Origin of the sequence: Rhodococcus sp. Leaf278 (assembly GCF_001426085.1) — a bacterium.
Classification (GTDB): domain Bacteria; phylum Actinomycetota; class Actinomycetes; order Mycobacteriales; family Mycobacteriaceae; genus Rhodococcoides.
Genome location: NZ_LMRR01000041.1, coordinates 30,679 through 49,562, shown reverse-complemented (window position 1 = coordinate 49,562; position 18,884 = coordinate 30,679). Strand labels below are relative to the sequence as shown.

The following is an 18,884-nucleotide window of genomic DNA, read 5'->3' as shown; positions in this document are numbered from 1 at the left end:
GCAGGGTCTCGTCATCGTCGTTCTTGCCGGCAGCGGCCGTATCAGCTGGGTTGGACGCTCAGGACCGGGACGGGCGACATCATGAGTAGACGCTGAGTGATGCTGCCCAGCAACGCTTTACCGACTCGGCTGCGTCTCTTGATTCCGATAACGAGTCGCGTCACTTCGGGATGGGCGTCGATCTCGTCGAGGACGGCTGTTGCTGGATCGCGGTCTGCTCGTCCGGCCCGGTCGATGACCCGCACAGTAAGTTCTGCGTCGAGTCCGCTGACGTCGAGTCCGCCGAGAGTCAAATTCACCACGATCAGTTCGGTGCGCATGGCACCTGCTTCGTCGGCCGCGAGGCGCAGGGCGTGACGACCCTCTTCGTTGTCGGTTACTGCAACCAGTATTGCCATGTCGTGCCGTCCTTTCGATGCGTTCGGTTCACGAGTACTCGCGACGGAATCCGGCCTCTAGCTGTTCGAGTGATTGCCCGCGTGTTTCCGGTACCTGGGTGACGATGAAGATCAGTGCCAGGACCCCGAGCCCGACGAAGATGAAGAAGGTCGGCGCTATGCCCAGCGCTTCGACGACAGGCGGGAATGCGAGCGCAACAACAGCATTGGCCAACCAGAGCATGAACACGCAGACCCCGATTGCGAAGCTGCGGATCTTGAGGGGGAAGATCTCGGCAAGCATGAGCCACACCAGGGGGCCGATGGTGCCCTGCATGCAGAAAACGAACAGCACGACGAAGACGAGGATGAAGTACGCCTTGGCATTGCCGTCGGGCAGTAGCAGCGCGGAAAGTCCGACGAGGAGGTGGAAGAAGGTCGTCAGCCCGAAGCCGGCGATGAGCATCGTCCGGCGGTTCACCTTGTTCATGATGAGCAAACCGACGGTGATGCCGAGAACGCTGAACAATCCGTTGAGGGTGTTGGCGATGATTGCGGCGCTGTCGGAGAAACCCGCGTCACCGAGCAGTTGAGTTCCGTAGTACATGACCGAGTTGATCCCGGTGAACTGCTGGAAGACGCCGAGGCCGACGCCGATGAAAATGAGTCGACGGATCCAGCGGACGGACAGGTCCGCAGCACCTCCGGTCTGGGAGAGTCGCTCTTCTTCTGCCAGAGCGTGGACTTCGGCCATCTCGGCTACTGCGCGTTCATCGGTCCGTACCTGCTTCAGAACTGCCAGTGCCTCGTCGTCGCGACCCTGCAGCACGAGCCAGCGCGGACTCTCGGGCATGCGCAGCATGCCGACGAACAGCGCGATCGCCGGGAAAAGTGCGACCACCAGCATGTAGCGCCACACCGACTCGTGGTCACCCCAGATATTGAAAATGATGGCATTGATGATGAAGGCCGCGAACTGGCCGCTCACGATCATCACCTCGTTGCGGGTGACCAGAGATCCGCGTCGTTCGGCAGGTGCAACCTCGGAGAGGTAGACCGGAACCGTGGCGGACGCGCCGCCGACCGCGAGACCGAGGATGAATCGGAATACCGCGAGCACCTCCCACGACGGGGCAAGCACACACCCGATCGTGCCCAGGGCGAAGACGCCGGAAAGCAGCAAGATGTTGTGGCGTCGACCGTATTTGTCGGACAGACGCCCTCCGACCAGTGCGCCGATCGCAGCCCCGAAGATGAGAATGCTGACGACAAGACCTTCGGTGAACGACGTGAGCCCCAGGTCGTCCTTCATCGGTTCGAGCGCACCGTTGATGACACCGGTGTCGTAGCCGAACAGTAGCCCGCCGAATGTCGCTACGACGGCGATGACGCCCAGTCGTCGGGAATGCGTCCCCGGTGTGTCGGGCGGCAGCGCACTCCGTGAGGTTGGTTGAGCTGAAGACATCTGTTTCTCATCCTCCGATACCCGTGGGTGGCAACTCTGCTGTCAAAGCGGGAAATCCATGTACGTATGTCTTAACATACTGACAGCAAAATGAGAAGTGGGTCACAGGACGCGCACTAGGCATCCGATCGAACGCGCGGGCGTCGAGGCCGTCCGGAGGTACGGTTTCGACAGTGGTGTCCGGGTGCAGGGGGGAACGTGGTCGAGGGCGAGCAGGGTGATCACCGGCCGGATGCTGGTTCGCAGCCTCGCGCGCGATCTCGAAAACCCACGATGGACGATATTGCCGCTCGGGCGGGGGTATCACGCACGCTTGTGTCGTTCGTCCTCGGAGGCAAGGCCGGTGCGGGGGAGCGAACGCGAGAGCGCGTCCTTCGAATAGCTGCTGAACTCGGATACACACCCGACGCCACCGCTCAGCTGTTGGCCCGGGGACGCAGTCGAACCATCGGAGTTCTGATCGACGTCGAGCAGCCGTTCCAAGCGCAGTTGGTGAAGCGAATCTATCCGGTTGCGAAAGCCGCGGGTTACGAGGTGTTGCTCTCTGCCAGCGCACCGGGACGAGACGAACGGGCTGCCGTCGAATCTCTGATCGGACATCGATGCGAAGGGCTGATCCTGCTCGGTCCGAGCTCGGACCAGTCGTACTTCGAGGAGTTGGAAGACCGTGCCGTCGTAGTTGTCGTGGCAAAACCGTTGTCTCGGAGCAACTTCGACAGTGTGCGCAGCGCCGACGACAGCGGTGTTCGGCAATCCGTCGACCATCTGATCGAACTGGGCCACCGCGAGATCTATCACATCGACGGGGGATCCGGTCCGGGATCTGCGATCAGGAGCGCCGCGTATCGCGGTGCGATGGATCGACACGACCTGGGCGATCGAATTCGAGTGATCGCCGGAGCTCACGATGAGGCGTCGGGGGTTGCTGCCGGGCATCTCATGCTCGACGAAGGCAGTTTGCCGACAGCGGTTCTTGCGGGCAACGATCGCTGTGCATTGGGCCTCATGGATGCGCTCGACCGCGCCGGAATCGATGTGCCCGGTGATGTGTCCATCGTCGGATACGACGACAGCGAACTCGCGCGGCTGTCTCGGATCGATCTGACGACCGTGCGGCAGAACGTCGATGCCCTGGCCGAAAACGCCGTTACGTTCGCGGTGACGCGCCTGGAGAACGTCTCCGCGCCGGCGTCCGAGATGATCGTCGAACCACATCTCATCGTGCGGGGAAGCACCGGACCCGTGCGTTCCGCAGAGCGCATCCGCGCGTTGAAGCACCGGGGTTTGTAGCCGAACTCTTGACTTGGACCTGTGACGCAGCCCATAGTAGTTCTACTAACGCGCTTAAGTAGCTGCGTCTCGCGACGCACTGGAACTGGGAGATCTGATGTCGAACTTCGTCGAGGCCGGCGGTACCGCAGTGAAGTCGGCGGCCGCCGCGCTCGCGTTCTCTGTGATGCTGTTCGTGTTGATTCTCGGCTTCGTCGCCTCCGGAATCATCGGCGCCGCTGGGTCGATCAGGAATTGAGAACGTCGCTGGCCGTCGAATGATGTTGGGCGTCAATGGATTACGAGGACCGACCGCTAGTTCGAGACGGCGGGAGCGCGGCCGATGTAGCGGGTGTCGTCGACTTGTGCGACGGTGAACGCTGCGATATCGGCGCGGGTGATGGCGAAGCCGAGTTTGTCGGTGCCGAAGAAGCCCGACCTGACGGTACCTGTGGAGTCGCCGTTCGTGGGGCGTATGAAACGCACTATCGTCCAGTCCAATCCGGAGCTCATGATCGCGGCGGACATGGCGGTCATATCGTCGTACGCGCGGCGAATGAACGTGCGTGCGGTGAACGAGACGAACCGAGTCATCGGGGTCGGACTCTCCTGTGGGTCGAGCACCGATGGGGTGCCGTGCCCGACATATCGGGTGACGCCGTGACGACTCATGGCAGCAAGGATGTGCTGCACCCCATCGGTCAGAGGCAGTCCCGTGATCGTGCGGTCGGTCAACGGCCCGAGAGCACTGACGACGACATCGGCACCATGGACAGCGTGATCGACGGATTCGGAATCGGATAGTTCTCCGACCACCAGTCGTACACGGTCTGCCCACCGCTCGGGGACTTTGGAGGGGTTGCGGGCATACGCGGTGACAGTGTGACCGGCCTCCAGTAGGCGGTCGACGGTCAGGGAGCCGATGACGCCGGTGGCACCGAAGACAGTGATGTTCATTGGTATCGAATCCTTACGGTTGATGCAGGAAATGAGGGGCGACGTCAAGGTGCCTGGCGTCTCTTACTCGAATCTGTAAGTGGAACTTGTTCTCCGCTTGATTGAACCACATATCTGGAAGATTTATTCCACTTGGCTGCTAGGGTGGGGTATGCCCTCCGAGCAGCGGCCATTGAGGGCCGACGCAGAGCGAAACCGCCAGGCGATCATCTCGGCAGCGTCGACCATTCTGTCCGAGGAGGGAACGGCGACGACCCTCGAACACATTGCGAGCGTCGCCGGGGTAGGAGTGGGGACGATCTATCGTCGGTTTCCGACAATCGATGACCTGGTCGCCGTCGTGCTGGAAGAGAAGATGACACGCTATGCCGATCGCACCGAGGCGGCCGCCGAGCGAGCGTCCACCGAGCCGTGGGAAGCATTCCGTGACTACGTCCACTTCTTCCTGTCCGAGCAAGCTGCCGATCTCGGATTCAGTGACGTCATCCTGTTCGGTACCAACGGCTCAGGAACTGTCCAGTTCCGAAGCGAGATCCAGCGCGCGTTCGACGCGTCGGTGACCCTGGTGAATCGTGCGAAAGCGGCTGGTGCGATTCGAGCGGACTTCCACCACAGCGACCTGTTGCTACTCCATCATGCCAACGCCGGTCTCCTGCGCGGTACCCAGAGCACCGCTCCGAATGCGTGGAAACGTTTGGGCGACTACATGCTTCAAGCGTTTCGTATGTCAGGTCCAGAACCGCTGACGCCGGCACCCGACGCCTGGCACTGACCGCCCCGCGGTAAAACGCCACCCGTCACTGTCTTTCGGCAGGGCCGAGGCCGGCGACCGCCGTCGTTGCGAGGTTCAGAAGCCGTTCGATGAATTCGTTCCGTTCGATCGGCAGTGCACCGCGAAGCCACATGGCGACTACGTGGGTCGAGCCGGAAACGAGCAAGTGCCCTACCAGTTGCGCGTCCACGTCGTCGACGGATGTCGATGACATCAAGCCCAGAAGCTGGTTCACGTACCGATCCACGGCGGCGTCGCGCGTCGCGAGTAGTGCTGGGCTGGCAGCTGATTCGAGATACAGTCGAGCTGTCCGTGGGTCGTCCATCGCGTCCAGTACGGCCTCGATGGCCAACGTCAGTACCTGCCGAGGATCTGAGATGCCGAGGTTGCCCGCCGCGTCGATGGCTTGCGAGATGGAGTCGAAGACGTCTTGCATGGCCGCCGACAACAGCTCTTCCAGGGACGTATAGGTCTCGTAGAAGTACCGCTTTGCGAGAGTTGCTCGGGCGCATACCGCGCCGATGGTGAGTTCGGTGACGCCCTTGTCGTGCACGAGATCCAGTGCGGCCTCCCGGAGGCGATCTTGCCGATCTGCAAGTCGTTCCTCCTGAGACAGACCGCCGTACTTGCGTGAGGGGCCATCGATCGAGTTCATACCGACATCTTGACACTCGGGGAGCTGCGCTGCATTATTCAGGAACTGCTACGTCGCAGTTCCTGATTGGAGTGGTCATGGTGTGTTGCATTGCCGCAATTGCCGTCCTGTCGATCCTGTCGCGGGTTTTCGTACGGCCGATTTCGTGGGTGAGAGGTGGGGGGCGAGACGTGCCCCACCTGCCCACGGCGAAGTACACGGTCCGACCGCTGCAGAGATCGGACGTCTTCCAGTGAAGAACACGACGCCGCAGGATCTACTCGTCGTGCCCGAAACCGAACCGATGTCGGTCCCGCTCCTCGACGAACGAGCACCACTTCTTCCACCGGTCACGGCCAGGGTCGTCGGCAGATTCATGACCGTCTACGCCGCGGTGTGGATCCTGGGCCTCACCCTGCTTCTGGCCGGGACCGGTCGCATACAGATTCTCGGCGCAGAGTTACTGGTCCCGGGTGGTGGACACTTTGCCCACGGCCACATTCTGTTCGGCGTCGTTGCGATCGTGTCGTTGGTTGCGGCCGTGCTGCTCTGGTGGATGGTCGGCGCTTTCGTCGCACCGTTCGTCGTGTGGGGTCTCAACGCGGCGTGGGCTGTGGCAATGCCGAGCCACCACAACATCGACAGCGTCACTGCGGCGGTACTGTCCGCGGTGGTACCCACCTTGCTGGCCTTCGCTGTTTTCGCCCACGCCGTACGCCATCGTCGGCGCCGAGGCGTGGCAGCCCGTACCAATCTCGTATTGCGAGAACTGGAGGTCGCCGTCACGCGGGTTCCGTCGAGTCCTGTTCTGCCCGTGGGCGAGGCGTCGATCGAGGATCTCACCCGGCTGAGGCTGGCTTTCGATCTGGCCCTGCAGCCGGTGGACCGTTTCGACGGATTCGACCGACGGGATCAGTTCAGAGAAGCCGCGCTGAGATACCAGCTCAGTATCCTCGGCTACACGCTGGCGACGTATCGATACAACTACGCTCCCGCATTTTCGGGCTATCTGGCCGAGTCGGCGGCGCGGTCGATCCACAAGATGAGCGATCGACGAGTATGGGGATACTGGGCCGTCGAGAATGCCTGGGGCAGAATGAAGTCGAGTCGCGATCCGGTAGCGAACACCGACAACATCATGCTCACCGGCTGGCAGGGTGTCGCCGTCGGGATGTTCGAGAGTCTCGAGGACAACCGCTTCTCCCAGCCGGAAGCGCTGACGTATCGGTGGTCCGACACCGAGTCGTACGCCAACGACTTTCATTCGCTCTCGGCGTCGATCGAACACAACATGCGGAGATCACCGTTCACGCTGTACTCGTGTGAACCTCGCTGGATCTACCCGGTGTGCAACACCTTCGGCGTCAACACGTTGGTCATGCACGACAGACTCCACGGCACCCATATGTTCGCCGATCTCGAAGAGTCCATCCGGCGGGCGTACCTGGAGGAATTTCATCGACCCGACGGACGGATCATCGGGGTCCGATCCGAGACTGCTGGAATCTCCTGGAGCCCGTGGTCCGGAGACGGAGTGTGGCTACCGACGACGTACTGGATGCACGCGGCTTTGCCGGATCTGGCGCACCGCTCGTGGTGGCTGATGCGCGATACGGTGCTGCGCCACGACGGCGAACGGTTTCACCTGCCGAGGACTCTGGCCAATCGGGTGGATGCCGGTTCCTACTCCTTCGGTGGGGATACCTTCGGTCAGATCATGCTCGCCATGGCAGCCCGGGAGATCGGCGACGAGGATGTCGCGGCCAACGTCCTGTCTCATCTGGATCATCATGAACCCACCCGAACTGCCAACGGTGCAACGGTTTTCACACAGACATCGACGCAGGGAAATCTGTACTCTCTGATGGCTCGCTTCGGTCGGCACGGGGGTCTTCGTGACCTCGTCGGGCATGGGGCCGATGCGAACTGGCTCCGGGGACCACGTCTGGCCGACGCGTCGTACCCGGACGTCCTGGTGGGCCGCGCGGTCAGCGACGGGGCAGCGCTCGAGTGCGTGCTCCATCCGGGCGCGGAACGAAAGCGAGTGAATCTCACGATCGACAACGCGCAACCCGCGCGAGACTACCTCGTCCGAGGTGCTTTGGAGGAGACCGTCAGGGCAGGGCACGACGGCCGCTTCGCCCTCACCGTCGACCTCGACGGTCGAACCGAGCTACGAATCGAGCCACGATCATGAACCGAGTTTCGGGCCGACGCGTTCGGCAGCAGATACGTGCACTGGACCCGACCGAGGATGCCGACGAGATCGCGAGACTGTCGGTTGTCACGCTCAACGGTAAGAACAGACTGGTGTACGCACTCTTCACCGTTGCCTTCATCAAACAGGTGGCCGTGCCAGACATGGCGCGCATTCTGTACCGGCGGGGGAGCGGCGACATCGTTCGAGAGACCGTGAAGCGCAACGACGATACGATCGTCTTCTTCGGCCAACTGCTCGACCATGGACCGAACTCGCCCACAGGCCGTGAGTGGATCGACCGCCTGAACCGAATACACGCCAATTTTCCCATCCGGAACAACGATTCGCTGTACACCCTGTCGACGCTCGCACTCGACCCGCACGATCTGACACTGGCGCTGGGGCACTCGCCCTTCGGTCCAGCGGAACTGCAGTCGCAGTGGCTCTTCTGGCGAAAGGTTGCGGTGCGGCAACACCTGGAGGGCATACCGGAAACCCGCGCAGAGCTGAGCGCATGGGCGGAGTTGTACGAGAAGACGGAATACGCAGCCAGCGAGGAAGGACGACACATCACAGATGCTTTGGTGCGTGCTTTCGGGCAGCGGTGCTTGCCCGCGCTGCTACGACGGTGGGACGCGCAGATCATTGCTGTGTTCTGCCCACCGCGACTTCGTGAAATCCACGGCCTGCCCAGCCCGGGACCTGTGTCGAGGGCGCTTGCTCGCGGCGCGCTCGCGGCATACGTTCGCACTCTGCCGATTCAGTTGGTCTCAGTAAACCGTTCATTGGCAACAGATTTCGGAGACAATCGCTACGGTGTGCGAGTGCCGGACGACGTCGGGTACCAGCGGGCGGCCGGCCGGGATCGATCCGAGTCGCTATGAGTAGGGCGGGCTGTCGGTCCGATTCGATGCAGTCGACTGTTTGGCCTTGTACAGGGCAATATCGGCCTGGGTCAGCAGCTCTTCGAGTGTGCTGGCTCCGGTGTTGTGCGCGACCCCGATGCTGATCGACACCGAGACTTGTCCATCGACGACGTCGATCGGCGAGGACGTCGCGATGATCATGTCGCGCTCGACGTCCGCGGCGGATCGAGTTCGACCGAGCAAGGTGTCGTCGAAAAGCGCAGCAACGAACTCGTCTCCGCCGATCCTTCCGAATACGGTGCCGGAATCGCAGATCGCAACCAGCCGCGCGGCTGTCGTTCGTAGGACTTTGTCTCCGACCAAGTGGCCGTACGTATCGTTGACGGTTTTGAAGTCATCGAGGTCGATGAACAATACTGCCGCGGGAGCAGCGGTCTCCGCAGTTGTCCGTTCGATTCGTTCGAGTAGCGCCGCGCGATTGAGCACGCCGGTGAGATCGTCGACCCTCGACTTCACCAGTAGTTCGCGGTACGCCTCGAGCAGACTGCTGGTTGTCGCGGCAAAATCGGTGACATCGCGGAAGCTGATCGCGACGACACCGTCGACGTAGTTTGCGGTTACCTCGAGCGTTCTGCCGGGAATGAACAGGGCCTGCACCACCCTGGTGACCTCGCCGCGAGTTGTGATCGCCTCCCGGTGCAGATCGTCGAAGTAGGACCCAGCCGTCACCGGTAGTGCCTCGTGCATATGCCGTCCGACGACCTCCGCTCGGCTGACGCCCAGGTGGCGTTCGGTCTGAGTGTTGATGTACTGCAACACCATTGCCTCGTCGACAATGGCGAATCCGAGTGACACGCCGTCGAGGATGCGGCTCCACCGTGCTTCGGGCATCAGGTCCAGCTGGGGTTCCGCCGGTGGAACAACGAGGGAGACGACGCCGGTCAGCACCGAGGGCGATCCATCGGGGGCATGCTCGATGGACACACTCCTGGTGAGTACGTGCCGAATGATGCTGTTGCGATCGATGATCCGATAAATACACTCCGCCCCTATCGATGCGCGCGCGTCACCGTAGAGCGTTCGGAGCACGTCGGTGTCGTCAGGGTGCACACGGCTGTGCCAGATCTCGAGTGCAGGCCGATCGTCGTGACCGGCGTCGAATATCGCTGCCGCCCGCGCGTCCCACTCCATGTACGACTGCCCGATATGGAAGCGCGTGATGCCGATGGACGCCGCGTGCGATGCCACGTCCGAGACAAGTGGTTCCGCGCCGAACGACGAGTGTGGGGCGTCGGCCATACGCGACTCCATCCCATCGGCGATCCTGTTCCTTTCGAGTGTGTACCAAAGGACCGATTCGCGCCATGGAATCAGGGGTTCTGTCGGTTTAGGTGTTCGTCGAGCTGGGTCTCGTACCAGTCAGCAGGGTCGTCGTGTGTTCGGCATCAGCCGGTCGACCCAGCAGGAAGCCCTGGGCCAGATCGCACCCGGCTGCAGTGAGGACGTCGAGTTGTGCCTGTGTTTCGACGCCCTCACCCACGACGGTCACACCGTACGCCTTCGCAAGGGCGATGATGGCAGTCACCACGTCGCGACCTCGGGTGGTGTGAAGAGCATCGATATACGTTTTGTCGATCTTGAAGCTGCTGATCGACGGAAAGCGTTCGAGGTATGCCAGGCTGCTGTAGCCCTTCCCGACGTCGTCGAGCGACAACGCGACGCCGATCTCACGCAGAGCAGCCAAGTTCGACGCAACGGTGCCGTTGTCGGACAGCCACTCCGTTTCGGTGAGTTCGAGCACGATGGCACCGGCAGGTGCACCGGTGGTGTCGAGGGCGACCGCCACTCGGTTCGGGAATGCCGGGTCTCGCAATTGCAGCGCGCTGATGTTCACGCGGACGCTCTGGTGAACGGTCTCGCGCCACCGCACGAGTTGCCGGCAGGCAGTGGTGAGTGCCCAATCGCCCAGAAGTGTTGCCAGACCGGTGCGTTCGGCGACCGCAACGAATTCCGATGGCTCTATGGAGCCCAACTTCGGGTGGTGCCACCGTGCCAGTGCTTCGACGGAGACGATCTGTCCGGTCGCGATGTCGATCAGGGGTTGGTACGCGAGGTTCAGATCGCCGCCGGCGAGAGCCCTGCGGAGATCCACCGACATCGAGCGCACGCGGTCGGCGTCGTAGAGATCGCTCGAATCGAAGACCGCATGCCCGGCTCGGGTGTCCTTCGCTCGATACATCGCGAGGTCGGCTGATCTGAGAAGCTCACTACGAGTCGAGTTCGGCTCGGAGACAACGACTCCGATGCTGGCGCTCACCGGTACCGGATCGTCGTCGTCTTCGACGGTCGACGAACCGAGAGAAGCGCGAATGCACTCGGCGATGCGCTCTGCGTGCGCTACATCGTGAACGTGGTTGCAGATCATCAGGAATTCGTCGCCGCCGAGTCTGGCCACCATGTCGCCGGGTTCCACTGTTTCGGTGAGGCGCCGCGCGAAGCGCACGAGTGAGCGGTCTCCGGCGTCGTGGCCGAGGCTGTCGTTGATGATCTTGAAATCGTCGACGTCGAGCATCAGCAATGCCACTCGTTGGTCGTTCTCGCGGGCACGGGCCAGTGCGGCATCTATCTCGGCATACGCCCCTGCTCGATTGGGCAGCTCGGTCAACTGATCGTGGGCACTGCGCCAGCGCAGTTCTCGGTCGAGTTCGACCCGTTCGAGTGCGGCCGACAGTACTCCTGCTACCGCGGAGACGAAGGCGATGTCGCCGTCGCCGAACAGGTGTGGGATCCGGCCGAAGAGGATCAACGCGCCCCACAGACCGGTTCCGATGGTGATCGGGACGGCGACTCCGCTGCGAAAACCCATGGTGGACATCGCCGAGGTGTCGAATCGCGTTTCGGAGTCGATGTCGGAGCACACGGTGGTTTCGCTTCGAGCCAGTGCATAACCGGTCAATGACCCATCGCCGGCGGCCACCACGACATCGTCTCGAAGTGAACGGGTGACAGCGTCGATGGACAGAAACGGTTCGGCCGGGTTCGAATGTCTGGCCAGTGCCGCGGACTCCACGCCGATCAACGTGGCCGCCGTGTTCGTGGCCGCTGTCAGTACGGCGTCGAAGCTTGCAGTGACAGCGAGTGCGCTCAACTCGGCCAAGGCTTGTTGCTCGACGGCAATCCTCTCCGCCGATGTGGCCGCGGCCAGCAGTTCGAGGTCACGTCGATGGCCACGGGTGCGGTCGCGGACGATCGTCGCGATCAGGTCGGGTCCCCGTCCTGAACGTCGGACGACGAACGTGGACAGGGCGACGGGAATGCCCGCGCCGGTCGCGAAGTGGCGTAGCTCGGTTCGCCCCTGCCAATGCCCTGTCGCCCGCAACGCGTCTTCGACGTCCCCGGACACCTCGAGTCCGCCGGCAGTGAAGAAATCCACTGTCGACAGACGGTTCGCCGGTAGTGCGTCGAGGCCGACCAGGCGGAGGCCGGCCGGATTGACGTCGATCACGGCACCCGAGAATTCCGACAGGGCGACCATGTCGGGGGATTCGTCGAACAGAGCGCGAAGAACGAGCGGATCGAGGCCAGGATCGCTCATCTGTCTCCGTTTCGCACTCGTAGCGGCGACGGGCCTGTGGGCAGCACCACCGACGGTCGCAGGGGACGACAGTTGTTGTTCCTGCCTACAGCATGGAGGTGTGCGGGCGAGATGACAAGCAATCCGAATTACATTATGTCCACACAAGCTGGGACCGTGTGTGCCAGTAAATGTCTGGAGGCTCTGGCAGGTCCGGGTCGCTCGCGGCTGTCAGCTCGTGGTCGATGGTGAGTGCGGCGAGGTTCTGCTCGAGTTGTGCAGTGGTGGCCGCGCCGGAGAGCACGACATCGGCCCACGGTTGCGCGAGTGCTATTGCCAGCGCCAATGCGTCGCGTCCGACCCCGGCGGAGTCTGCTGCCCTGGCGAGTGCCGAATCTTCCGTCACGAGTCGGCCATTGGCCATCGCCTCTTTGACGACGACGAACCAGCCGGCCTCGTGTGCACGGGCGAGGGCGGGACCGGCGGACGGTTCGAGGGGGTTCCAGGTCGATTGCACCGAGCTGAACACCCCGATCTGCAGCGCTGCATCCACCACATCGGCTTGCTGCGGCCCGCTGGTGCTGATGCCGATTCGGGTGCCACTGTCGGCTGCGGCGCGTAGGCCGTCGAGCAGTGCCGTGTCGGTGAGCGCAGGACTGTCCGGAGTGACGCTGTGGATCAGATAATGGTCGGGCGCACCACCGAGCTCGCGGCGGGTTTGCGGCCACTGTTCGGCGAAGCGTGCAACCGAATGCTCTTTGACCTCGTGGACTTCGGCTCCCTGCTGGAAATCGGCGACGTAGGCGTATCCCCACTTCGAGCCGATCACGAGGTTCTCGCGCCGCCCCGGATGTCGAGTCAACCAATTGCCGAGGAACTGCTCGGCAAGCCCGTACGAGCGCGCAACGTCGAAGTGCCGAACCCCGTGGTCCCACGCGGCGTCGAGTACTGCGTGGCAGTGCTGCTCCAAGGCTGCCGGATCGAATCGCCCGGCCACGGCGTCCGAGTGCCCGATCGTCAGGTACTCGGGACGTCCGAGTGCGGCGAGGCCGAGGCCGAGTTGTGTCATGTGGTCAGTACTTTCGTTGTGCCGTGGCGATCAGGACCACCCTATCCGCGATCGGGTAGCGCGGGCTCCCTCGATGCGAAATGTTGCGAGACATCAATTCTCGGCTGAGACTGGGATGTCGAGGCCCGACCGGGTTCGTGCTTGTAGTACGACTACGAAGGAGTGAGCTGTTGACCGATTTCGCAGGAAAGCCATTGATCGGTGAGATTCGGCTTGCACGCGCGCGTGCTGGGACGAGTTGGGCCAGCTTGGCCGAAGCTATCGATATGCCGGTGGCATGGACGGTCTCGGCTCTGTACGGCCAGCATCCTCTCACCGTCGCTCAGGCCGATCTGCTCGCAGAGAAACTGAGCATGCCCGAAGGCTCGTTGTTCGAGCTGACCCTGGCTCCCTATCGCGGGTCACTCGACATCTCCTCCGACCCCACGGTCTACCGATTCCACGAGGCGCTTCAGGTATACGGGCCGGCGCTCAAAGAGCTGATCGCCGAGGAGTTCGGCGACGGCATCATGAGTGCCATCAACTTCACGATGAACATCGAACGACGCCCGCACGACGACGGAGATCGCGTCGTGGTGACATTCGACGGGAAGTTCCTCGACTATCGATGGACCGAATAGTCCGGTGGACGGTGTCGGCGTAGATCGGAGTCTTCCGAGCCTGGACCGACCAGTGCACGCCGCATCCAGCCGTACACCCTCTCGTCGTTGAGGAGGGTGAAATGGTGGGCGCTGTTGATCGCCAGCCCATCGTCCGGCCGAAGTCCTATGTTGCGCAGCTTGTTTCGTCCTCCGGCGCTGTCGGTGCGAACGAGGCCGTCGCCCACGAATATCCCGACCGGGTGTCGAGGGTTGCCGGTGACGACGGCAGAGGCGTGATGGTGCCGCACCCCCTCCGGAACCGAGATGTCCATGGCCGCGCCCACATCGAATCCGTCGGTGTAGCTGGCATGCCCCTCTTGTTCGGTGATCGCGCCGTGGATCAGGTCGCGGACCCCGGCGCTTCGACGCGCCAACAGGTGTGCGAACGGCCGGGTCTCGGGTGCGAGCGCCAGCGCTGCTGTGGCCAGGTGAACCCCGCGTGCGAGCGGAGCGCCCAGATGAGGAGTTCCCAGGGTGAACACGTCCGTCAACAGGTCCACCCATCGGCGGCCGCTTTCGGTGGCGTGATGAGCGGCGCTGCGTGAGACCAACCCGCCCATGGAGTGACCGACCAGTGTGATGCGGTGAACCCGCACCGGCCACGCCGTGACGAGCTGTTCCAGGAGGTCCGACAAGTCGCTGCCGTTCGTGCCGATTCGACGTCCGGTGTTGTAGCGCACGAAGATCGAGGTGGTTCCGGCTTCGGAGTCCAGCCGCTCCCCGTACGTGGGCCGCCCGCCGAGCCGCCACGCCGATTCGGTTTCGACCAGACCGTGCAGGAACAACACCAGGTGCGCTCCCGCGGTGGGGAACGCCGCGGCCAGCGCTCGATAATTCGGGGGTACGGGGCGTCCGTCGACACGGATCGACATGGGATACGCCAGGACCCGGGCGGTTCGCTCCATCTCGTCGCCGATGAGACCGTGCAGGACCGCGATGGTCTGCGCACCACCGGTGGTGTGCGACGGCGAGGGCCGCGAGTCGTCCTCGCTCGTCTCGTCGCCGCCGGTCAAGGCACCGACGACCTTGGCTGCCCCGGTACATGCGGCCGCGACGGTCGCGTAAGTGCCCGCGGCGATCGCGTCGTGCATCAGCTGTGTCGGTAGGACGGCTGGACCGACGCCGAGCCGTACGGCAGAGAACGTCCGACGTGCAATTGCCGAGTGGACGGCGCGAACGCCACCTGCGGCCGACGCCAGCTCGCGAAGGGTGAGCTCGCCGAGTTCACCCAGTTCCTGCGTGCGCTGAGATTTCTTCCCCACCGAATCCAGTGTACGTGTGTCCACTGAAACGGTCGAGCTGCAAAAATCAGCGGCGGCCGACCACCGGGTTCAGCTCGGAAGCCGCAAGGCCCCCGGGCTCGACACCGGGGAGAAATTCGCGCCACGTGCCGCTGATCAGCGTCGGCGACTCGACAACGCGAGCCCCGTCGGCGAAGTAGGTGTTGGCCAGGGCTCGGCGCGGCTGCGTCGTCAGGTTCGGCCCCGCGGTGTGGAAGCACAGCGCGGAGTGGAAGGACACGTCGCCCACGGCGAACGGCGTCGACTCGACTTCGACGTCGCGCTCGACGAAGCGCTTCGTGACGGCCTCGTCGTACGACGTGCCGACCTTGTCGAACTCCAAATCCACAACCTCGTCCAGCACCTGTCGACCGCGAGCGAACGACAGCGGACCCATACGACCGGGGATCGCCGACATCGGCATCCACGCAGTGACCGCCTGGGTGGTCTGCAGCGGGAAATGTTCGGCGTCGTGGTGCCAGGGAGTGCGTCCGCAACCGGGCTCCTTGGACAGTGCGTTGTCGTGATAGAGCCGAACGGCTGGTTCGTCGAGCAAGGCTGCGGCGACGCCCCCGATTCTGGGTGACAGCGCCACGGCGCGCATCAAGTCGTCATGGAGCCACATCTGTTCCAGCGCAGTGAATCTACCGGCCACGTTCTCGCCGTGCTCGGCTCGCAGCAGCTCCTCGAGGCGCTCGGCGAGGCGACGCACGACGGCCGGGGAGAACACGGCGGGCAGCCGCACGAAGGCCTGACGAGCGAATGCGTCGACGGCAGCAGGGTCGAGGTCGTACGGCTCGGCAAGCTCACGCTCGACCTGTGCGTCCGTCGCCGCCTCGACGTCGGGTAGGCCAGGACCGTCGACCAGCTCGGTCGGCATCGTGTCGTTGGCGGCCAGCGTGACGTACCAATCCCACCAGTCCTGATCGTCACCTGCCCAATCCTGATCGATACCGCCGTCGCGATTCTGTTCGGGGAGAAGCTTGTTGGTCAGATCCACAACAGGGCCGCCTCGTGCGAGAAGGTGTAGGAACCGGACGTGTCGCGGCAGGAGGCAAGGTAGTCACCCAGCACCGGTGCCGCCTCCATCTCCTCCAGCGACACTGAGTCGTCGAAGGCACAACGCTGTAGAAAGCCTTGGGCAACAGCACGATCGGAGGTACCGGTGGTGTACGTGACGCGCTGGTCGCGCACGTCCGCGCCCGCTCGAATCAGCGCGTCGCGTACCTGCTCGGCCGTTGTATACGGCGTGGCCTCGCGCACGCCGGCGCGGAAGGCGTCGTAGAACGCGATGTAATGCGAGGCGGCTGTGGCCTGAGCGACCAGACCCAGACCGCCCGGGGCCAATGCGGACACGAATCTTTCGGCTGCAGCGTCCAACTCGGCCGGTGGCAGTGCATAGAGCGCATGGGTGGCCCACACGACGTCGTAGCCGGTGTGATCGGCGGGCAGATCCTGCAGCGTCATCACCAGGTCGCGACGAGCAACGAACGGTTTCTCCAGCGCTCCTCGCGCCTCGGCCACCGAGAATGCCGACGGGTCGAGGAGGTCGTAGGCCAGGTCGGGCACCGAGGACAAGTCGGTGTACCGCCGCAGTGCGGTCGGGAACTTGCCGCTGCCGCAGGCCACGTCCAGTAGCGTCCAGCCGTCGTGCGCTCGCTCGGCGAGCAGGGCGGGCCAATCTGCCGCCAGTGCCAGCTGGTGGTAGTCCTCGGTGGCCAAGGCGTAGAACGCCTCCATCCCCGTGCGACCGGCCTCGCTCCAATGCTCGAGACTGCGCTCGGCCGTGTCTCCGCTGCTCATGCGATTCCTCCAAGAAGGCCGACTACGTCGCACCGGGCGGGGCGTCGTGGTTGACTCGGTTCAATGTCCAACATAGCTCCGAATTCGCCGACCGACACTGCCGCACTGCTTCTCGACGAGTTGCGGTCGGTGCGGCGCGGGGCCGATGCGCTGGCGGGCCTCGCGCCAGAGTCCTATGCCCGATCGCACGCGGCCTTCGAGCGACTCTCCGACCAGCGCGACCTGATTGCCGAGCACGTCACCGCGCGGCTGGCCGGGATGGGTGATGGACCGATCTCGGTGCTGTCGGTGGGTTGCGGGGACGGCTCCCTGGACGCTCGGCTCGCCGCCAGCCTGGTGCAGGGTGTACCCGGACGAGCGGTCCGGTACGTCGGCATCGACCCCTGGCCTGGGAGCGCCGAGCTTTTCACCGCCAAGATGGCCGCGCTCGAGGCCACCGAGCTCGACTCCCATGCATACGTCGCATCGTTCGACGACTCGCCGGTCGACGAGACGTTCGACGTCGTGATGTTCGTGCACTCGATGTACTACGTCGCAGACTTACGAGCAACCCTGCGTGCCGCGCTCGGCCTGTTGCGACCCGGCGGCGAACTGTGGGTCGCGATTGCGCCGACGGCCGCGCTCAACGCACTCGTCGAAGTCCTTGCGCCTCCGCTCGAGGGCCATCGGCAGTGGTTCAGCGCCGACGTCGAGAAAGCCTTCGTCGACGCCGAGATCACCGTCGACGACGTGGTCACTCTGGATGCGCTCGTCGACCTCGCCGCCGCGAGCGACGAGGTGCTCGACTTCTCGGTACAAGCCCGACTGACGCCGGAGTTGCGTGTGCCCGTGCGGGCCTATCTCGACGCCGTGTCGGTCCCCGATGCCGTTGGTGGGCAGCGTGTTCCGCATCCGGTCGACGTGTTCGCCGCGACCCGTCTTCGATAGCCCCGCCGCCGTGAATCAGCTCCTCGGATTCGAATATCCGACGCCGATCGGAGTCGTGGATCCGGAAGCGAGGAGCCGATCGGTGAACGGGGACTCACACGTTAGGAAAGCCACCGGCCCGTCCGAGTAGAGCGGGGACTTCCTTGTCCAGCGCGGACCCGAGCCACGACGCGGCATCGATCAGAACTTGTTGAGCAACACCGGTTTCGACTCCCGATCGATCGAGTGCGTAGATGAGGTCCTCGGACGCGATGTTGCCCGTTGCCGCAGGGGCGAACGGGCACCCTCCGAAGCCGCCGATACTGGCGTCCAACGCGTGCGCACCCGTGTCCAGAGCAGTCAATGCGTTGGCGTAGCCCGTGTTTCTCGTGTTGTGGAAATGCCATCGCTGCGGAATTCCGGGTGCTCGTGTGTTCGCCACGTCGGCCAATATGCGTACCTGCGTCGGCACGCCGACGCCGATGGTGTCCGCCAAGGCGATTTCCGACGGCCGATCCTCGGCCAACTGCGCGAGGATCTCACCGACGAACTCGGGATCGACCTCTCCGCTGAACGGACAACCGAACGCCGCCGCAATGGTGACGGTGGTGCTCAACCCGGCCGATCCGGCATCGCGAATGACATCGCGAGCAGTCGAGATTGCTTCTGCAACAGAACAATTCTGATTTCTCCGGCTGAACTCTTCGGAGGCAACGACCACGACGTTGACTTCGTCGACGCGCGCTGCGACGGCCCGCTCGAGACCGCGCCGATTCAACACGAGGCCGATGTACGACACGTCGTCGCGCCGCTCGAGACCGGCCATCACGTCCTCGGCCCCGGCCATCTGCGGCACTCGCTTCGGGTTGACGAAGCTGACCGCTTCGATTCGCTTGACGCCGGCCGTGACACTGCGAGCGATCAACTCGATCTTCTGGTCCACCGTCAGCACGGTTTTTTCGTTCTGCAGCCCGTCACGCGGACCCACTTCGACAAGTTGTACAGGCGTCATAGCGCGATCCTCCTCTCAGGAGGCATTGCATGCAATACCAAGAGTTGACCGACTCTGAT

18 protein-coding genes are annotated in these 18,884 nt (G+C 63.5%); 7 read left to right on the top strand and 11 right to left on the bottom strand.

Annotated elements, in window-relative coordinates; genetic code table 11:
* Positions 1 to 41: 41 nt before the first annotated feature.
* Both ASG84_RS20665 and ASG84_RS20660 read right to left on the bottom strand, forming a co-directional pair.
* Positions 42 to 398, bottom strand: a complete 357-nt coding sequence (locus ASG84_RS20665) for a universal stress protein (RefSeq protein WP_057478878.1) — start codon at positions 396 to 398, stop codon at positions 42 to 44.
* 28 nt (positions 399 to 426) lie between these two features.
* Positions 427 to 1,842: a sugar porter family MFS transporter gene (locus ASG84_RS20660; protein ID WP_057478877.1), complete on the bottom strand. Its 1,416-nt coding sequence runs from the start codon at positions 1,840 to 1,842 to the stop codon at positions 427 to 429.
* Positions 1,843 to 2,115: 273 nt separating this feature from the next.
* Here ASG84_RS20660 and ASG84_RS20655 point away from each other — a divergent pair, with 273 nt between their 5' ends.
* Together ASG84_RS20655 and ASG84_RS27625 are read left to right on the top strand one after the other, a co-directional pair.
* Positions 2,116 to 3,132 (top strand): LacI family DNA-binding transcriptional regulator, encoded by a 1,017-nt coding sequence (locus ASG84_RS20655; RefSeq protein ID WP_057479057.1) that lies wholly within the window; start codon positions 2,116 to 2,118, stop codon positions 3,130 to 3,132.
* A gap of 97 nt (positions 3,133 to 3,229) precedes the next feature.
* A complete protein-coding gene (locus tag ASG84_RS27625) occupies positions 3,230 to 3,370 on the top strand; it encodes a hypothetical protein (protein WP_156399640.1) in 141 nt (46 codons plus the stop codon).
* Between the two features lie 56 nt (positions 3,371 to 3,426).
* Here the strand turns inward: ASG84_RS27625 and ASG84_RS20650 are convergent, their stop codons facing one another.
* Complete coding sequence (locus ASG84_RS20650; RefSeq protein ID WP_057478876.1) at positions 3,427 to 4,068, bottom strand: NAD(P)-dependent oxidoreductase; 642 nt, start codon at positions 4,066 to 4,068, stop codon at positions 3,427 to 3,429.
* A 151-nt stretch (positions 4,069 to 4,219) separates the two neighbouring features.
* Here ASG84_RS20650 and ASG84_RS20645 point away from each other — a divergent pair, with 151 nt between their 5' ends.
* A complete protein-coding gene (locus ASG84_RS20645) occupies positions 4,220 to 4,840 on the top strand; it encodes a TetR/AcrR family transcriptional regulator (RefSeq protein ID WP_057478875.1) in 621 nt (206 codons plus the stop codon).
* A gap of 25 nt (positions 4,841 to 4,865) precedes the next feature.
* Here the strand turns inward: ASG84_RS20645 and ASG84_RS20640 are convergent, their stop codons facing one another.
* Positions 4,866 to 5,495 carry a TetR/AcrR family transcriptional regulator gene (locus ASG84_RS20640; RefSeq protein ID WP_057478874.1) on the bottom strand — a complete coding sequence of 210 codons (630 nt, stop codon included), beginning with the start codon at positions 5,493 to 5,495 and terminating at the stop codon, positions 4,866 to 4,868.
* A 232-nt stretch (positions 5,496 to 5,727) separates the two neighbouring features.
* On the opposite strand from ASG84_RS20640, the gene ASG84_RS20635 reads away from it, so the two are divergent.
* Positions 5,728 to 7,671, top strand: coding sequence for a linalool dehydratase/isomerase domain-containing protein (locus ASG84_RS20635; RefSeq protein WP_057478873.1), 1,944 nt, complete (start codon positions 5,728 to 5,730; stop codon positions 7,669 to 7,671).
* A complete protein-coding gene (locus tag ASG84_RS20630) occupies positions 7,668 to 8,558 on the top strand; it encodes an oxygenase MpaB family protein (protein ID WP_057478872.1) in 891 nt (296 codons plus the stop codon). The genes ASG84_RS20635 and ASG84_RS20630 overlap by 4 nt, the downstream gene beginning before the upstream one ends.
* On the opposite strand, the gene ASG84_RS20625 is transcribed toward ASG84_RS20630, so the two are convergent.
* The 3 genes from ASG84_RS20625 to ASG84_RS20615 all read right to left on the bottom strand — a co-directional run bounded on the left by ASG84_RS20625 (position 8,553) and on the right by ASG84_RS20615 (position 13,183).
* Positions 8,553 to 9,839 (bottom strand): GGDEF domain-containing protein, encoded by a 1,287-nt coding sequence (locus ASG84_RS20625; RefSeq protein WP_057479056.1) that lies wholly within the window; start codon positions 9,837 to 9,839, stop codon positions 8,553 to 8,555. The genes ASG84_RS20630 and ASG84_RS20625 overlap by 6 nt on opposite strands.
* An 88-nt stretch (positions 9,840 to 9,927) precedes the next feature.
* Positions 9,928 to 12,135: an EAL domain-containing protein gene (locus ASG84_RS20620; RefSeq protein ID WP_057478871.1), complete on the bottom strand. Its 2,208-nt coding sequence runs from the start codon at positions 12,133 to 12,135 to the stop codon at positions 9,928 to 9,930.
* 133 nt (positions 12,136 to 12,268) lie between these two features.
* Positions 12,269 to 13,183, bottom strand: a complete 915-nt coding sequence (locus tag ASG84_RS20615; RefSeq protein ID WP_057478870.1) for an aldo/keto reductase — start codon at positions 13,181 to 13,183, stop codon at positions 12,269 to 12,271.
* A gap of 170 nt (positions 13,184 to 13,353) precedes the next feature.
* Here ASG84_RS20615 and cynS point away from each other — a divergent pair, with 170 nt between their 5' ends.
* Entirely contained in the window at positions 13,354 to 13,803 is a 450-nt protein-coding gene (gene cynS / locus ASG84_RS20610) for a cyanase (RefSeq protein ID WP_057478869.1), read from the top strand.
* Here cynS and ASG84_RS20605 read toward each other — a convergent pair.
* From ASG84_RS20605 to ASG84_RS20595, 3 genes are read right to left on the bottom strand one after another with little or no spacing between them, the layout of a single operon-like run.
* Positions 13,785 to 15,086 carry an esterase/lipase family protein gene (locus tag ASG84_RS20605; protein ID WP_235581763.1) on the bottom strand — a complete coding sequence of 434 codons (1,302 nt, stop codon included), beginning with the start codon at positions 15,084 to 15,086 and terminating at the stop codon, positions 13,785 to 13,787. The two genes, cynS and ASG84_RS20605, sit on opposite strands and share 19 nt — an antisense overlap.
* 46 nt (positions 15,087 to 15,132) lie before the next feature.
* A complete protein-coding gene (locus ASG84_RS20600) occupies positions 15,133 to 16,104 on the bottom strand; it encodes a phytanoyl-CoA dioxygenase family protein (protein ID WP_235581762.1) in 972 nt (323 codons plus the stop codon).
* Complete coding sequence (locus tag ASG84_RS20595; RefSeq protein ID WP_057478867.1) at positions 16,095 to 16,907, bottom strand: class I SAM-dependent methyltransferase; 813 nt, start codon at positions 16,905 to 16,907, stop codon at positions 16,095 to 16,097. Before ASG84_RS20595 ends, ASG84_RS20600 begins: the two co-directional genes overlap by 10 nt.
* Before the next feature lie 63 nt (positions 16,908 to 16,970).
* On the opposite strand from ASG84_RS20595, the gene ASG84_RS20590 reads away from it, so the two are divergent.
* Complete coding sequence (locus ASG84_RS20590; protein ID WP_057478866.1) at positions 16,971 to 17,834, top strand: class I SAM-dependent methyltransferase; 864 nt, start codon at positions 16,971 to 16,973, stop codon at positions 17,832 to 17,834.
* A 94-nt stretch (positions 17,835 to 17,928) separates the two neighbouring features.
* On the opposite strand, the gene ASG84_RS20585 is transcribed toward ASG84_RS20590, so the two are convergent.
* Positions 17,929 to 18,825: a hydroxymethylglutaryl-CoA lyase gene (locus ASG84_RS20585; protein ID WP_057478865.1), complete on the bottom strand. Its 897-nt coding sequence runs from the start codon at positions 18,823 to 18,825 to the stop codon at positions 17,929 to 17,931.
* Positions 18,826 to 18,884: the final 59 nt, after the last annotated feature.

Excerpts from the sequence above, each read along its gene's own strand:
- ASG84_RS20665 (WP_057478878.1), bottom strand. The coding sequence starts at position 398 with ATGGCAATACTGGTTGCAGTAACCGACAACGAAGAGGGTCGTCACGCC.
- ASG84_RS20660 (WP_057478877.1), bottom strand. The coding sequence starts at position 1,842 with ATGTCTTCAGCTCAACCAACCTCACGGAGTGCGCTGCCGCCCGACACA.
- ASG84_RS20655 (WP_057479057.1), top strand. The coding sequence starts at position 2,116 with ATGGACGATATTGCCGCTCGGGCGGGGGTATCACGCACGCTTGTGTCG.
- ASG84_RS27625 (WP_156399640.1), top strand. The coding sequence starts at position 3,230 with ATGTCGAACTTCGTCGAGGCCGGCGGTACCGCAGTGAAGTCGGCGGCC.
- ASG84_RS20650 (WP_057478876.1), bottom strand. The coding sequence starts at position 4,068 with ATGAACATCACTGTCTTCGGTGCCACCGGCGTCATCGGCTCCCTGACC.
- ASG84_RS20645 (WP_057478875.1), top strand. The coding sequence starts at position 4,220 with ATGCCCTCCGAGCAGCGGCCATTGAGGGCCGACGCAGAGCGAAACCGC.
- ASG84_RS20640 (WP_057478874.1), bottom strand. The coding sequence starts at position 5,495 with ATGAACTCGATCGATGGCCCCTCACGCAAGTACGGCGGTCTGTCTCAG.
- ASG84_RS20630 (WP_057478872.1), top strand. The coding sequence starts at position 7,668 with ATGAACCGAGTTTCGGGCCGACGCGTTCGGCAGCAGATACGTGCACTG.
- ASG84_RS20625 (WP_057479056.1), bottom strand. The coding sequence starts at position 9,839 with ATGGCCGACGCCCCACACTCGTCGTTCGGCGCGGAACCACTTGTCTCG.
- ASG84_RS20620 (WP_057478871.1), bottom strand. The coding sequence starts at position 12,135 with ATGAGCGATCCTGGCCTCGATCCGCTCGTTCTTCGCGCTCTGTTCGAC.
- ASG84_RS20615 (WP_057478870.1), bottom strand. The coding sequence starts at position 13,183 with ATGACACAACTCGGCCTCGGCCTCGCCGCACTCGGACGTCCCGAGTAC.
- ASG84_RS20595 (WP_057478867.1), bottom strand. The coding sequence starts at position 16,907 with ATGAGCAGCGGAGACACGGCCGAGCGCAGTCTCGAGCATTGGAGCGAG.
- ASG84_RS20590 (WP_057478866.1), top strand. The coding sequence starts at position 16,971 with ATGTCCAACATAGCTCCGAATTCGCCGACCGACACTGCCGCACTGCTT.
- ASG84_RS20585 (WP_057478865.1), bottom strand. The coding sequence starts at position 18,825 with ATGACGCCTGTACAACTTGTCGAAGTGGGTCCGCGTGACGGGCTGCAG.